Consider the following 14,636-nt stretch of genomic DNA (forward strand, 5'->3'; position numbering starts at 1 on the left):
GGGCGCGCGGCACCGCCCGTGACGGGCCCGGATCGTCGAACGCTGCGCCAAGCTCGCCCAAAGGGCGTGTCCAATGGACGGTTCCTCCCCTGTCGCGACCTACGTTGGTGCGGTGGAGCAATACAGGACGCGCACCCCGCAGCACGGACAGCGAGCACGGACATCGGCGCCGGGTCCCTCCCGGGCGCCACTGGGCGTGCCCGCCGGGGCCGCGGTGAGCGGCGAGAGCGCCGCCGTATACCGGGCGGCCGGGCGCAGCCGGCGCGTGCCGCCCGTGATCCTCGCCCTGCGCAGGCTGCCCTCCCCCCGGCTCACCGGGCTCGGCGGCGGGCTCTTCGCGGCCGCGCTGATGTTCGCGCTCGCCTGTCTGGACTCGCTGCTCCTGGACGGCTCACCCGCGGTGTACGGGATGCTGTTCCTGGCCGTCAGCGCGGTGACGGCGCTCTGGGTGCGGCCCGCCGACCTGGTGACGGCACCGATCTGCGTACCCATCGCCTTCGCCGTCGGCATCGTCCCGGTCTCGGGCGGCGCCGGCGGTTTCGGCGGCCAGGCGATGGGCGTCATCACCGCGCTCGCCCTGCACGCGGGCTGGCTGTACGCCGGAACGCTCGTCGCCGGCGTGGTCGCCACCGTACGGAAGGTACGGCTGGTGGGGCGCCGGCGCAGCCCCGGTCGGCGCTGAGCGCTCCGCGGGAAGTGGCGTCCGTCGGCCATCGCGGCGGAGCGCCACGTTGTCTCAGCCCCGCGCCCCTTCAGGGCGCCTGCCCCCGCCGGCTCAGCTCCCCGCCGACCCGTCAACCCCCGCCGCCACCATCGCCGCGCCCACGATCCCCGCGTTGTTCTGGAGCTGTGCCGGGACGAGCTCGGCCTCGATGCCCTTGATCAGCGGCAGGAACTTCTCGGACTTGCGGCTGACTCCGCCGCCGATGATGAACAGTTCGGGCGAGAACAGCATCTCCACATGGGCGAGGTACTTCTGGACCCGGTGCGCCCAGTGCGGCCAGCTCAGGTCCTCGTCCTCCTTGACCTTGGTCGAGGCGTGCTGCTCCGCGTCGTGGCCGTCCAGTTCCAGGTGGCCGAGTTCGGTGTTGGGGACGAGGCGGCCGTCGATGAACAGGGCGCTGCCGATGCCCGTACCGAAGGTGAGCAGGACGACGGAGCCCTTGCGGCCCCGGCCCGCGCCGAAGCGCATCTCGGCGACGCCCGCCGCGTCCGCGTCGTTCAGGACGGTGACGGGCAGGCCCCCCAGGCGGTCGCCGAGGAGGCGGGCCGCGTCCACGCCCACCCACTTCTTGTCGACGTTCGCGGCGGTCCGGACGGTGTTCGAGCTGACCACCCCGGGGAACGTGATGCCGACCGGACCCGACCAGCCGAAGTGGCCGACGACCTCCGCGACGCAGCCCGCCACACCGTCGGGGGTGGCGGGCTGCGGGGTCAGTACTTTGTGGCGTTCCTGCGTCAGGTCGCCGCGGTCCAGGTCGACCGGGGCACCCTTGATGCCGGACCCGCCGATGTCCACTCCGAACACGTTCTTCATGGCCTTCATGAGGTCCACGTTACGGGCGGAGGCCGGGCGGCACTTCCCGGAGCGGTCTACTTCCAGGAGAGCCGAGCGGTCTACTTCCCCGAGAGTTCGGCGGCCTCGGCACGCAGGTCGCGTCGGAGCTCCTTCGGCAGCGAGAAGGTGATCGACTCGTCCGCCGTCTTTACGGTCTCGACATCGCCGTAACCGCGCTCGGCCAGCCATTCCAGTACGCCGTCGACGAGGACGTCCGGCACCGAGGCGCCGGAGGTCAGGCCGACCGTGGTGACGCCCTCCAGCCAGGCTTCGTCGATCTCGTCGGCGAAGTCCACCAGGTGGGCGGCGGGGGCGCCGGCGTCGAGGGCGACCTCGACCATGCGGATCGAGTTCGAGGAGTTCTTGGAGCCGACGACGATCACCAGCTGGGCTTCCTCGGCAAGCTTCTTCACCGCGACCTGGCGGTTCTGCGTGGCGTAGCAGATGTCGTCGCTGGGCGGCGAGAGCAGGTTCGGGAACTTGTTCTTGAGGGCGTCGACCGTCTCCATCGTCTCGTCCACGGAGAGCGTGGTCTGGGAGAGCCAGACGACCTTGTCCGGGTCGCGCACCTCGACGCCGGCCACGTCCTCGGGGCCGTCGACCAGCGTGATGTGGTCCGGGGCCTCGCCGGAGGTGCCGATGACCTCCTCGTGGCCTTCGTGGCCGATGAGGAGGATGTCGTAGTCCTCCTTGGCGAACCGCACGGCCTCCTTGTGGACCTTGGTGACCAGCGGGCACGTGGCGTCGATGGTCGCGAGCCCCCGCTCGGCGGCCTCCGCGTGAACGGTGGGGGCGACGCCGTGCGCGGAGAACATGACGATGGAGCCCTCGGGCACCTCCGCCGTCTGCTCCACGAAGATCGCGCCCTTCTTCTCCAGGGTCTGCACGACGTACTTGTTGTGGACGATCTCGTGCCGGACGTAGACGGGCGCCCCGTACTGCTCCAGGGCCTTCTCCACGGCGATCACGGCACGGTCCACGCCCGCGCAGTAGCCACGGGGAGCGGCGAGCAGGACCCGGCGGGAAGCGGTAGCAGTCATGCCCCCCATGGTACGGGCGCGCTCCGACACCCCCGGGCGCCCCACGGCCCGGCACCTCGCCGCGACAAGGCCGGGCGACTCCGCGAGCCCGCGCCCCCGACCGGCTTGCCCGGCGGGCCAAAGATCGCGGGGCCGGTGAGACTGGCTGCATGAGCGGCGTACGCGAGGAGACCGAGGCGGCCGAACCCGCCGGGCAGCTGCGGCGGAGTCTCGGATTCCGGGACCTCGTCGTCTACGGGCTCCTCTTCATCGCCCCCATGGCCCCGGTCGGCATCTTCGGCACCCTCGACGCCAAGTCGCACGGCGCTGTCGCGCTGGTTTATCTGGTGGCGACGGTCGCCATGGGGTTCACCGCGTTCAGCTACGCGCAGATGGTGCGGGTCGTCCCGCTGGCCGGGTCGGTGTTCGCGTACGCGCGCAAGGCGCTCGGCGAGGGGCCCGGTTTCATCGCCGGGTGGATGGCGATGCTCGACTACCTGCTCATCCCCGCCGTCGCCTACCTCTTTTCCGGCATCGCGATGAACTCCCTGGTCCCGTCCGTCTCGCGCTGGGTGTGGACGGCCGTCGCGGTCGTGATCACCACCCTGCTGAACCTGTGGGGCGTACGGGCCGCGGCCCGGGTCGGTTTCGCGGTGCTCGCGATGGAGATCGTGGTGCTGCTCGTCTTCGTGGTCTCGGCGGTGGTCGTGCTCGTACGCGACGGTGCGCAGCGGGGCTGGCTGACGCCGCTGACCGGCGACGCCGGGTTCTCGCCGGGCGCGGTGCTCGGCGCGGTGTCCGTCGCGGTCCTGTCCTACCTGGGCTTCGACGCGATCGCCACGTTCGCCGAGGAGGTGACGGGGGGCTCGGCGAAGGTGGCGCGGGCGGTGCTGTTCTGCCTGGTGCTCGCCGGGGTCCTGTTCGTCGCGCAGTCCTATCTGGCGGCCCTGCTCGAACCGATGTCGTCGGCGCGGCTCGCGGCCGATCCGGCCAAGCAGGGCTCGGCTTTCTACGACACCGTGGAGGCCTCGGTCGGCGGCTGGCTGCACACCCTGGTGGCGGTCAGCAAGGCGATCGGGGCGGCGTTCGCGGCGCTCGCCGGGCAGGCGGCGGCGGGCCGGCTCGTCTTCGCGATGGCGCGCAACCGGCGGCTGCCGCGCGTCCTGTCGCGGACCGACTCCGGGGTGCCGCGTGCGGCGCTGCTGCTCGCCGCGGTGGTCACTCTGGTGGCCGCGGTGTGGGCGGCCCGCCGCGCCGACGGCATGGACCACTTGGTCTCGGTGGTCGACATGGGCGCGCTGACCGCCTTCTTCCTGCTGCACGCCTCCGTCGTCGGCTGGTACGCGGTGCGCCGCATGGCGGGCGCCCCCAACTGGCTGAGCCACATGGTGATTCCGGTGCTCGGCGCGGCCGTCATCATCGCGGTGATCTGGGAAGCCACGGCGGCGGCCCAGCTGGTGGGCCTGGGCTGGCTGGCGGTGGGCCTGGTGGTGCTTGCCATGCAGTGGGGCCACCAAGCCGGCCCGGACCCCGAGCCCCCGACGCCCGGCGGGGGCTCGGGGTCCGGGGGCCCGACGCCCGGCGGGACTGTCAGTGGCGCGGACTAGCCTGCGTACATGGCTCTGAATACGAGTGCGGACGCGCCGCTTCCCGTCGGCGAGGTGTCGCGCCTCATCGGGGGGTGGATCAACCGGCTGGGGGCGGTCTGGGTCGAGGGGCAGATCACCCAGCTCTCGCGACGGCCCGGCGCGGGCGTGGTGTTCCTGACACTGCGCGACCCCGCGCACGACATCTCGGTGGGCGTCACCTGCTACCGCCAGGTGTTCGACGCGGTGGCCGACGTCGTGTCGGAGGGCGCGCGCGTCGTCATCCACGCGAAGCCGGAGTGGTACGCGCCGCGCGGCCAGCTCTCGCTGCGGGCGGTGGAGATAAGGCCGGTCGGCATCGGTGAACTGCTGGCCAGGCTTGAGCAGTTGAAGCGGAGCCTGGCGGCGGAGGGGCTCTTCGCGCTGGACCGCAAGCGGCCGCTGCCCTTCCTTCCGCAGCTCGTCGGGCTCGTCGTGGGGCGCGCGTCGGCGGCCGAGCGGGACGTGCTGGAGAACGCCCGGCGGCGCTGGCCCGCGGTGCGCTTCGAGGTGCGCAACGTGGCGGTGCAGGGGGTGCACGCGGTGCCGCAGGTCGTCCAGGCGGTGCAGGAGCTCGACGGGCTGCCGGACGTCGACGTGATCATCGTGGCGCGGGGCGGCGGCAGCGTGGAGGACCTGCTTCCGTTCTCGGCCGAGCCATTGGTGCGGGCGGTCGCCGAGTGCCGTACGCCGGTCGTCTCGGCGATCGGGCACGAGCCGGACGCGCCGCTGCTCGATCTGGTCGCGGACCTGCGGGCGTCCACCCCGACCGACGCGGCGAAGAAGGTCGTGCCGGACGTCGGCGAGGAGCTCGACCGGGTCCGTCTGCTGCGGGACCGGGCGCGCCGCCATGTCGTCGGCCTGGTCGACCGCGAGGAGCGGGGGCTCGCCGGGGTCCTCGGCCGGCCCTGGATGGAGCGGCCGCAGCGGATGGTGGACGACCGGGCCGACGAGGTGGACGCGCTGCTCCACCGCTCGCGCCGGGTGCTCGGCCACCTCCTGGACCGGGCCGATTCGGAACTGTCGCACACCCACGCCCGGGTGGTCGCGCTGTCGCCCGCGGCCACTCTTGAGCGGGGGTACGCGGTGCTCCAGCGGGCCGGGGGCGAGGTGGTCCGCTCCCCCGGCCAGGTGTCCGCCGGGGAGGACCTGCGGGCCCGGGTCGCCGAGGGCGAGCTGCACGTCACTGTCGTACCGCGGACATAGGGTGGATCGCATGGCCAAGAGGGACGAGGCCGCATCGGGCGATGCGGCGCTGGGGTACGAGCAGGCGCGGGACGAGCTGATCGATGTCGTACGGCGCCTGGAGGCCGGCGGCACCACGCTGGAGGAGTCGCTGGCGCTCTGGGAGCGGGGCGAGGAGCTCGCGAAGGTGTGCCGCCGCTGGCTCGAAGGAGCCCGGGCCCGCCTCGACGCGGCGCTGGCCGAACCGACCGAGGAGGACTGAGTCCCCGGGGTGCCGGACCTCCGGGGCTCCGCCCCAGACCCCGTTCGCGCCCAAAGGGCGCTCGTCCTCAATCGCCGGACGGGCTGAAGGTGCGGCTTCTGGCCAGCGCCGCGTCGAGGCGGGCCGAACATGCCGATGCGGGCCGGCACCAGTGCCGCCAGGGGCGCGAGGAACTGCGCGAGCGGCCGGCCACGGTCCGCAGCCGAAATCGGACCCTTCAAGGCGCGCGGGGCCGTGACATTGTGCGGCTGCGCCGCGAGGGCACAGGGCACCCGGGGCCCAGCCCCTGTGAGGCTGATCACCCGAACCCGGGTTTAGTTGAAAGTTAACCTAATCCTGCCGTACCGTCGGAGACATCGCTTGATCAGCAGCCCGGAAGGTGTTTCCCAGATGTCTCTCGCCCTTGACCCCGCCGCCCAGGACCTCCTCTTCCGCGAGGCCCGCACCGCCAACACGTTCACCGACGAGCCGGTGACCGACGAGCAGGTCCAGGCGATCTACGACCTGGTCAAGTACGGCCCGACCGCCTTCAACCAGAGCCCGCTGCGCATCGTCCTGGTCCGCTCCGACGAGGCCCGCGAGCGCCTGGTGAAGCACATGGCCGAGGGCAACCAGCCCAAGACCCGCACCGCCCCGCTGGTCGCGATCCTCGCCGCGGACAACGAGTTCCACGAGGAGCTCCCGGCCCTCTTCCCGCACTTCCCGGCCGCCAAGGACGCCTTCTTCTCCGAGCGCCCGGTCCGCGAGGGTGCGGCCCTGCTCAACTCCGCGCTGCAGGCCGCGTACTTCATCATCGGCGTCCGCGCCGCCGGCCTGGCCGCGGGCCCGATGACCGGTCTGGACTTCGCCGGTGTACAGAAGGAGTTCCTGGACGACGACCACACCCCGCTGATGGTCGTCAACATCGGCAAGCCGGGCGAGGACGCCTGGTTCCCGCGCAGCCCGCGCCTGGAGTACGACCAGGTCGTCACGACCGTCTGAGTCGACGCGCGACCGATACGACGAGGGCCGCCACACCGGAATGGTGCGGCGGCCCTCGTCGTATGCGTCGCGTACCGCCGTCAGCCCGTCGGCGGGGTCTTCTTCGACTCCAGCGCGCCCGCCATCGCCACCAGCTGCGCGTACGGCGCCGTGCCGGTCACCACGGTCGTGGAGCCGTGGTCCTGGCGGACGAGCGCGTCGTATTTCGAGCCGTTCCAGTAGGTCCAGGTCGCGCCCGCGATCCGCTCCGACTTCTCGGTCCTCGCCGCGTCCCTGCTGACCTCGGCGACGAACTTCTCGACCGGAGCGGTCGACTGCTCGATGGCCACGTACTGGTTCTGCGGGTCGAGGAAGCCCAGGTGCCAGGCGTTGCCCTTGGCGCCGTCGTACGACACCGAGGTCGCCCGCCACTTCTCCTGGTCGGGCAGGCCGACCGGGGCCGCCACCGGGTACGGAGCGGCCCGGCGCACGGTGGTGAGCTCGACCTTGTAGTCGACCGCCTTGACGGGGACGCCCGAGTCGTCGTGCGGAATGAACACATAGATCACAGCCGCCGCGATGCCGATCACCGCCAGCGACTGCAGCATGTTCCGGACTGTCTGCTTGCTGCTGCGCGTTCCTGCCACGACCCCATGGTCTCAGGTCATGTCGCCGCTCATACGTGGCCCCCTCTGCTCAATTTGTCGACGTGCCGATAGAGTCCAAGCACCCTCTTTATCTGCGGCCGTCGCCGTACAGAAAGGTGCGCTCCGATGACCGAGCATCATCTGCCGTCCGAACTCAAGGTCTCCCCGGAGGCCCCCGACCGCAACCTCGCGCTGGAACTGGTGCGGGTCACCGAGGCCGCCGCCATGGCCGCCGGGCGCTGGGTCGGCCGCGGGGACAAGATCGGCGCGGACGGCGCCGCGGTCAACGCGATGCGGACCCTCGTCTCCACCGTCTCGATGAACGGCGTCGTCGTCATCGGTGAAGGCGAGAAGGACGAAGCCCCCATGCTCTACAACGGGGAGCGCATCGGCGACGGCACCGGCGCCGAGGTCGACATCGCCGTCGACCCGATCGACGGCACCACCCTGAACGCCAAGGGCATGCCGAACGCGATCGCCGTGCTCGCCGCCGCCGACCGCGGCACCATGTTCGACCCGTCCGCCGTGTTCTACATGGACAAGCTGGTCACCGGCCCGGAGGCCGCCGACTTCGTCGACATCAACGCCCCGGTCTCGGTGAACATCCGCCGGGTCGCCAAGGCCAAGAACTCCTCGCCCGAGGACGTCACCGTGGTCATCCTGGACCGCCCCCGCCACGAGGGCATCGTCAAGGAGATCCGGGAGACCGGTGCGCGCATCAAGTTCATCTCGGACGGCGACGTCGCCGGTTCGATCATGGCCGTGCGCGAAGGCACCGGCGTCGACCTGCTCATGGGCATCGGCGGCACCCCGGAAGGCATCATCTCCGCCTGCGCGATCAAGTGCCTGGGCGGTGTCATCCAGGGCAAGCTGTGGCCCAAGGACGCGGCCGAGCGGCAGCGCGCGCTGGACGCCGGGCACGACCTGGACCGTACGCTCTCCACGAACGACCTGGTCAGCGGCGAAAACGTGTTCTTCGTCGCCACCGGCATCACCGACGGCGAGCTCCTGCGTGGGGTCCGCTACCGCGGCGAGACCGCGACCACCCAGTCCCTGGTGATGCGCTCGAAGTCCGGCACCATCCGCCAGATCGACTCGACGCACCGGCTGTCCAAGCTGCGCGCGTACAGCGCGATCGACTTCGACCGGGCCAAGTAGCCGCGAAGGCAAGCGAGTTGCGTATGTGAAGGGGCGTCCCCGTTGTGCGGCGGGGGCGCCCCTTCACATACGCAGGGCTATGCGGCGGACACGGACTTCTTGAGCTCGACCTCGCGACGGCGCCGGCGGGCGAGCACCACCCGGCGCTCGGCCGCGGTCAGGCCGCCCCAGACGCCGTACGGCTCGGGCATGAGCAGGGCGTGCTCGCGGCACTCGACCATCACGGGACAGCGGGCGCAGACGCGCTTGGCGGCCTCCTCGCGCGAGAGGCGGGCGGCCGTCGGCTCCTTCGAAGGGGCGAAGAACAGGCCTGCCTCGTCCCGGCGGCAGACCGCCTCCGCATGCCATGGGCCCGCCTGATCCTCCCGTGCTGGACCGCGCTGCGGCGGAACGGCGGCGACCTGCAAGGAATGATGCGGCGGATGCGGCACGGTCTACTCCTGACGACGGCTTCGCGAGCGAGCGACGATGCGACAGTCCCTACCCGCTGTACGCGGGCCTATGCACTGAGTTCCGTAGTGCGGAACTTCGCTCGCGCGCCGATGGCCTGATCCGGGCGCCGCCGCGCGCCGGTCCGGCCCTCAGGGACCGAGGCGCTTGCGCAGCGCTCCGTGGAGATCGGCGATGCGCCAGCCCCGCTTCGGCTTGGCCTCGATGCTGCCGAAGACCGAATATCCATTGACGACGACCACCGGTGCCTCAGGATCGTCGGCTTCGAGGGCGACCACCTCGAAGTTGCCGAAAATTCCGGTGCCGCTGCCGCGCAGGCTGAGGTTCTCGGGCACCCGGATCTCGACATTGCCGAAAATCGCAGTCGCGTTGATGACGGTCAGCCGCTGCGCGAAGAGCGCCTCGGTGAGGTCGATCTCCACGCTGCCGAAGAACGAGAAGGCGTTGGTGCGGCGGCCGACCCGCCAGCGGCCCTTGCGGGTGGAGCTGGAGAACACCGCGACCAGGTTCTCGGCGGCGACGTCGGGCGCCCCGGCCTCCGCCGCCTCGCGCGGGAGGGGCGCGAGGGCCGGGCGGCGCCGCTCGCCCGCCGCCGGCAAGTCCTGGACCAGGGGCTGGAGTTCGCCCAGCGTCTTGGCCCGGTAGACCGCGTCGATGCGCTCGGCGTGCTCCTGGGAGTCGAGGCGCCCCTCGGCGAGGGCGTCGCGCAGGATGTCGGCGGTCCGGTCCCGGTCGGCGTCGGAGGCCCGCAGCGCCGGGGGCTCGGCATGCTGGGTGCGGTCGGCCTTCGCGGGCTCCGCGGGGTCCGGCTGAGCGTGCTTTTCGAGGTCCACGGAGCCAGCGTACCCAAACGCGATAGATCGCGACTAGTCGCGGGATGGAACGAGCCAGTCGACTGAGCCCTACCTCACAGGATCGGCGCTTTCGGGGCGGCATACGCTGGTGGGTGCTGTGCCAATGGAGGTCCAGCAGCTGTCTGCCGAGTGAGGAATGGCCGCAATGCCAGAGTTTCAGTACTCCGACCTTCTCCCCCTGGGAGAGGACACCACGCCGTATCGCCTGGTGACCACCGAGGGTGTCGCCACCTTCGAGGCCGACGGCCGTACGTTCCTCAAGGTCGAGCCGGAGGCGCTGCGCAAGCTGGCCGCCGAGGCGATCCACGACATCCAGCACTACCTCCGCCCGGCGCACCTCGCCCAGCTCCGGAAGATCATCGACGACCCGGAGGCGTCCGGCAACGACAAGTTCGTCGCGCTCGACCTCCTGAAGAACGCGAACATCGCGGCGGCCGGCGTCCTGCCCATGTGCCAGGACACCGGCACCGCGATCGTCATGGGCAAGCGCGGTCAGAACGTGCTGACCGAGGGCGGCGACGAGGCGGCCCTTTCGCGCGGCATCTACGACGCGTACACGCAGCTGAACCTGCGCTACTCGCAGATGGCTCCCCTCACCATGTGGGAGGAGAAGAACACCGGCTCGAACCTGCCCGCGCAGATCGAGCTGTACGCGACGGACGGCGGCGCGTACAAGTTCCTCTTCATGGCCAAGGGCGGCGGCTCGGCCAACAAGTCGTTCCTCTACCAGGAGACGAAGGCCGTCCTCAACGAGGCCTCCATGATGAAGTTCCTGGAGGAGAAGATCCGTTCGCTGGGCACCGCCGCGTGCCCGCCGTACCACCTGGCGATCGTGGTGGGCGGCACCAGCGCCGAGTTCGCGCTGAAGACCGCCAAGTACGCCTCCGCGCACTACCTGGACGAACTGCCCTGTGAGGGCTCGGAGTTGGGGCACGGCTTCCGGGACGAGGAGCTGGAGAAGAAGGTCTTCGAGCTGACGCAGAAGATCGGCATCGGCGCGCAGTTCGGCGGCAAGTACTTCTGCCACGACGTGCGCGTGGTGCGCCTGCCGCGGCACGGCGCCTCGCTGCCCGTCGCGATCGCCGTGTCCTGCTCGGCCGACCGCCAGGCCGTCGCGAAGATCACGGCGGAGGGCGTGTTCCTGGAGGAGCTGGAGCGGGACCCGGCGCGCTTCCTGCCGGAGACGACCGACGAGCACCTGAACGCGGATGAAGACGAGGTCGTACGCATCGACCTCAACCAGCCCATGGACGCGATCCTCGCCGAGCTCACCAAGTACCCGGTGAAGACCCGGCTCTCGCTGACCGGCCCGCTGGTCGTGGCCCGCGACATCGCGCACGCCAAGATCAAGGAGCGGCTCGACGCGGGCGAGGAGATGCCGCAGTACCTCAAGGACCACCCGGTGTACTACGCGGGCCCGGCGAAGACCCCCGAGGGGTACGCCTCGGGCTCCTTCGGCCCCACCACGGCCGGCCGGATGGACAGTTACGTCGAGCAGTTCCAGGCGGCGGGCGGCTCGAAGGTCATGCTGGCCAAGGGCAACCGCTCCGCGCAGGTCACCAACGCCTGTGACGCGCACGGCGGTTTCTACCTGGGCTCCATCGGCGGCCCGGCCGCGCGGCTCGCCCAGGACTGCATCAAGAAGGTCGAGGTCGTCGAGTACGAGGAGCTCGGCATGGAGGCGGTGTGGAAGATCGAGGTCGAGGACTTCCCGGCGTTCATCGTCGTGGACGACAAGGGCAATGACTTCTTCCAGGCACCTGCCGAGCCGCCGACGTTCCTGAACATCCCCGTGCGGGGTGCCGGGCAGGCGTAGCTCCGACTCCTCGGCCCCGCCGCGGACCGGCTGTCCGGGCGGGGCCGAATCGTCGGGTTGGGTCAGGCGAAGCGCTGGCTCGCTGTGCCGTCGCAGGGGCGCAGGGTCAGCGGGTCCTTGGCGGCTCCCAGCGTGGCGCACAGGCCGGTGGACGCGGCCGGGCGCAGGGTGCCGGACTGGCGCACCCACTCCTGGTTGGCGGCGCCCGAGCAGTTCCAGATGATCAGCTGGGCGCCGGCGGTGTATTTCGCCCCCGGCACGTCGAGGCAGCGGTCCTGGGTGAGCTGGGTGTGGACCGACTTGCGGTCACCGTCGTACCACCAGCCCTGGTTGCGGCCGCCGTGGCAGTCCCAGCCGCCGACCGCCGTACCGTTGGAGCTGCTCGCCGCGGTGACATCGACGCAGCTGCCGGTCGCCTCGTTCTTCAGCGGCCGGTACGCGTCGTCCCAGGCCAGCGGGTAGAGCTGCGCGGTTCCGGTGGACGCGGGGTCGGCGCAACTGGCCTCGCGCGCACCGGAGTCGTAGATCTGGGTGAGGCAGGAGGCGAAGGCGCCGTGGCCCCGGTAGTTGGGGTGGAAGGACTGGCGGACCGAGTTCGCGTCCGGCAGTCCGGGCTTGGAGAGGTCGATGTAGAGGCCGCGGGCCCAGGTGTCCTCCATGCAGACCTCGTGGCCGTTGAAGAGCCGCGAGTTGTCGAGGTAGGTCACACCGGTGTCGGCGGCCACCTTGCGCATGCCGACCTCGAAGGCGGGCACCGCGGTGTTGCGGCCCCACACGGTGTCGGAGTCGTAGCCGAGTCCGCCGCAGGCGAGCTTGCCGGGGAAGTCCGGGTTGTCGTGGAAGTCCGGGCCGATCGGGCTCGGGTAGCCCATGACCACGAGCTTGTACGAGCCGTCGGCGTAACCGGCGTCGCGCATCACGGTCTTGAGGTCGGTGACGGTCTGCTCGACCTTGGGCACGAGGCCGTCCACCCGGGCCTGCCAGCCGGGCTCGTACTTGGACTGGCACGGGCCCTGGAGCAGCAGATAGCGCTCGACGCAGTCGGTCATGACCGGGCCGAACTGGAGGTCGTCGTTGGCCCCGGCGACCAGCAGCACCATCTTGATGCGGGTGTTGCGGGCCTTGATGGCGAGGCTGTCGCTCTGGACCAGCTCGTCGGCGTACTGCTTGGTCCCGCCGATCCTGATGTTGCCCGTGTAGGCGCCCGAGCAGGCGACGTTGTACGTCTCGTCGGCCGGGATGCCGGTGCGGTGGATCGCGGAGTCGGGCGAGCGGTGGCACCAGTTGTCGGGGCCGTTGGTGCCGGCCTCGTAGGTGCCGACGCCTTCACCGGAGATCTCGCTGTCGCCGAGCGAGATGAGCCCGGTCCTGCGGTCCGCCATGGGCCGCTCGGCGGCGTCGCCGTACAGCTGGGTGGCCTCGGCCGCCCGGATCTTCTCCAGCTCGGGCGAGAGCGGGGTGGACTGTGCGGACGGTGCGGCAGCGGCGTGCGCGGTGGTCGCGGTGGCGGCCATGCCCCCGAAGGCCGCCGCCGCGGCCACGGCGGCCGCGAACGTACAGCGAAGTCTGTGCCTGGTGCGCCTCATTGCGCCTCCCCGGTTATTAGTTACCACCGGTATTTACTGGCCAGTAAGGCGTGTTGGGAATAGCCAGAACAAGACAACTGCTCAACTTTGTGTGGAGGTTCAGCGAACATGAACGAGATGGACTACCGGATCGAGCACGACTCGATGGGCGAGGTGCGGGTCCCCGCGCAGGCCAAGTGGCGCGCGCAGACGCAGCGGGCGGTGGAGAACTTCCCCGTCTCCGGGCAGCGCCTTGAGCGGGCCCACATCGAGGCGCTGGCCCGCGTCAAGGCGGCCGCCGCCAAGGTCAACGCCGAGCTCGGGGTGCTCGACAAGGACATCGCGGGCGCCGTCGCGGAGGCGGCCACCGAGGTCGCCGAGGGCCGCTGGGACGAGCACTTTCCGGTCGATGTCTTCCAGACCGGATCCGGTACTTCCTCGAACATGAACATGAACGAGGTGGTGGCGACTCTCGCCACCGAGAGGCTGGGCCGCGACGTCCACCCCAACGACCACGTCAACGCCTCGCAGTCCTCCAACGACGTCTTCCCCTCCTCCATCCACATCGCCGCGACGGCCGCCGTCACCGCCGATCTGATCCCGGCGCTCGACCACCTCGCCGCCGCCCTGGAGCGCAAGTCGGCCGAGTTCGCCGACGTGGTCAAGTCGGGGCGTACGCATCTGATGGACGCCACGCCGGTGACCCTGGGCCAGGAGTTCGGCGGCTACGCGGCGCAGCTGCGCTACGGCGTCGAGCGGCTGCGCTCCTCGCTGCCCCGCCTGGCCGAACTTCCCTTGGGGGGCACGGCAGTTGGCACCGGCATCAACACCCCGCACGGGTTCTCGGCGGCCGTGATCGCCGAGGTCGCGCGGACCACCGGACTGCCCCTGACCGAGGCGCGGGACCACTTCGAGGCGCAGGGCGCGCGCGACGGTCTGGTGGAGACCAGCGGACAGCTCCGCACCGTCGCCGTCTCGCTCACGAAGATCGCCAACGATCTGCGCTGGATGGCCTCGGGGCCGCGCACAGGATTGGCCGAGATCAGTCTTCCCGACCTCCAGCCGGGCTCCTCGATCATGCCCGGGAAGGTCAATCCGGTCATTCCGGAGGCCGTTCTCATGGTCGCGGCCCAGGTGATCGGCAATGACGCGACCGTCGCGACGGCGGGCGCGGCCGGCAACTTCGAGCTCAACGTGATGCTGCCAGTGATCGCCAAGAACCTCCTGGAGTCCATCAGGCTGCTCGGCAACGTGTCCCGGCTGCTCGCGGACCGTACCGTCGACGGGATCACCGCGAACGTGGAGCGGGCCCGCGAGTACGCCGAGTCCTCGCCCTCCGTCGTCACCCCGCTCAACCAGTACATCGGGTACGAACAGGCCGCGAAGGTCGCCAAGAAGTCCCTCGCCGAACGGAAGACCATCCGCGAGGTGGTGCTCGAATCGGGGTACGTCGAGCGCGGCGACCTGACCGTCGAGCAACTGGATGAGGCCCTGGACGTACTGCGGATGACCCGGCCGTAACGGCACCGGGTGATCT

General features: G+C 70.7%; 14 protein-coding genes. 8 read left to right on the forward strand and 6 right to left on the reverse strand.

Annotated features, from left to right (window positions below):
- Window positions 1-112 precede the first annotated feature (112 nt).
- Window positions 113-682, forward strand: coding sequence for a DUF6542 domain-containing protein (locus ACIBK6_RS29530; RefSeq protein WP_399054464.1), 570 nt, complete (start codon window positions 113-115; stop codon window positions 680-682).
- Between the two features lie 93 nt (window positions 683-775).
- Here the strand turns inward: ACIBK6_RS29530 and ppgK are convergent, their stop codons facing one another.
- Together ppgK and ACIBK6_RS29540 are read right to left on the reverse strand one after the other, a co-directional pair.
- Complete coding sequence (gene ppgK, locus ACIBK6_RS29535; RefSeq protein WP_399054465.1) at window positions 776-1,546, reverse strand: polyphosphate--glucose phosphotransferase; 771 nt, start codon at window positions 1,544-1,546, stop codon at window positions 776-778.
- 71 nt (window positions 1,547-1,617) lie between these two features.
- Window positions 1,618-2,607 (reverse strand): 4-hydroxy-3-methylbut-2-enyl diphosphate reductase, encoded by a 990-nt coding sequence (locus tag ACIBK6_RS29540; protein WP_399054466.1) that lies wholly within the window; start codon window positions 2,605-2,607, stop codon window positions 1,618-1,620.
- Between the two features lie 140 nt (window positions 2,608-2,747).
- Between ACIBK6_RS29540 and ACIBK6_RS29545 the strand changes: the two genes are divergently transcribed.
- The 4 genes from ACIBK6_RS29545 (at window position 2,748) to ACIBK6_RS29560 (ending at window position 6,630) form a co-directional block, all read left to right on the forward strand.
- Entirely contained in the window at window positions 2,748-4,184 is a 1,437-nt protein-coding gene (locus tag ACIBK6_RS29545) for an APC family permease (protein WP_399054467.1), read from the forward strand.
- Window positions 4,185-4,193: 9 nt separating this feature from the next.
- Complete coding sequence (gene xseA / locus ACIBK6_RS29550; protein WP_399054468.1) at window positions 4,194-5,408, forward strand: exodeoxyribonuclease VII large subunit; 1,215 nt, start codon at window positions 4,194-4,196, stop codon at window positions 5,406-5,408.
- A gap of 10 nt (window positions 5,409-5,418) precedes the next feature.
- A complete protein-coding gene (locus ACIBK6_RS29555; protein WP_399054469.1) occupies window positions 5,419-5,649 on the forward strand; it encodes an exodeoxyribonuclease VII small subunit in 231 nt (76 codons plus the stop codon).
- A gap of 390 nt (window positions 5,650-6,039) precedes the next feature.
- The gene (locus ACIBK6_RS29560) at window positions 6,040-6,630 is read left to right on the forward strand and encodes a malonic semialdehyde reductase (protein WP_399054470.1); all 591 of its coding nucleotides are present in this window, start codon (window positions 6,040-6,042) and stop codon (window positions 6,628-6,630) included.
- Window positions 6,631-6,710: 80 nt separating this feature from the next.
- Here ACIBK6_RS29560 and ACIBK6_RS29565 read toward each other — a convergent pair whose 3' ends face one another.
- On the reverse strand, window positions 6,711-7,256 hold the full coding sequence (locus tag ACIBK6_RS29565; RefSeq protein ID WP_399054471.1) for a DUF4245 domain-containing protein: 546 nt from the start codon (window positions 7,254-7,256) through the stop codon (window positions 6,711-6,713).
- Between the two features lie 126 nt (window positions 7,257-7,382).
- Here ACIBK6_RS29565 and glpX point away from each other — a divergent pair, with 126 nt between their 5' ends.
- Window positions 7,383-8,414 (forward strand): class II fructose-bisphosphatase, encoded by a 1,032-nt coding sequence (glpX, locus tag ACIBK6_RS29570; RefSeq protein ID WP_399054472.1) that lies wholly within the window; start codon window positions 7,383-7,385, stop codon window positions 8,412-8,414.
- A gap of 77 nt (window positions 8,415-8,491) precedes the next feature.
- Here the strand turns inward: glpX and ACIBK6_RS29575 are convergent, their stop codons facing one another.
- Both ACIBK6_RS29575 and ACIBK6_RS29580 read right to left on the reverse strand, forming a co-directional pair.
- Window positions 8,492-8,845 (reverse strand): WhiB family transcriptional regulator, encoded by a 354-nt coding sequence (locus ACIBK6_RS29575; protein WP_399054473.1) that lies wholly within the window; start codon window positions 8,843-8,845, stop codon window positions 8,492-8,494.
- Window positions 8,846-8,995: 150 nt separating this feature from the next.
- Window positions 8,996-9,697, reverse strand: coding sequence for a DUF1707 domain-containing protein (locus ACIBK6_RS29580; RefSeq protein ID WP_399054474.1), 702 nt, complete (start codon window positions 9,695-9,697; stop codon window positions 8,996-8,998).
- Window positions 9,698-9,863: 166 nt separating this feature from the next.
- On the opposite strand from ACIBK6_RS29580, the gene ACIBK6_RS29585 reads away from it, so the two are divergent.
- Window positions 9,864-11,534, forward strand: coding sequence for a fumarate hydratase (locus ACIBK6_RS29585; protein ID WP_399054475.1), 1,671 nt, complete (start codon window positions 9,864-9,866; stop codon window positions 11,532-11,534).
- A gap of 62 nt (window positions 11,535-11,596) precedes the next feature.
- On the opposite strand, the gene ACIBK6_RS29590 is transcribed toward ACIBK6_RS29585, so the two are convergent.
- On the reverse strand, window positions 11,597-13,120 hold the full coding sequence (locus ACIBK6_RS29590) for a ricin-type beta-trefoil lectin domain protein (protein WP_399054476.1): 1,524 nt from the start codon (window positions 13,118-13,120) through the stop codon (window positions 11,597-11,599).
- 108 nt (window positions 13,121-13,228) lie between these two features.
- Between ACIBK6_RS29590 and ACIBK6_RS29595 the strand changes: the two genes are divergently transcribed.
- Complete coding sequence (locus ACIBK6_RS29595; RefSeq protein ID WP_399054477.1) at window positions 13,229-14,620, forward strand: class II fumarate hydratase; 1,392 nt, start codon at window positions 13,229-13,231, stop codon at window positions 14,618-14,620.
- The last annotated feature ends 16 nt before the right edge of the window (window positions 14,621-14,636 follow it).

The organism is Streptomyces sp. NPDC050485 (assembly GCF_044458185.1).
Taxonomy (GTDB): Bacteria; Actinomycetota; Actinomycetes; order Streptomycetales; family Streptomycetaceae; genus Streptomyces.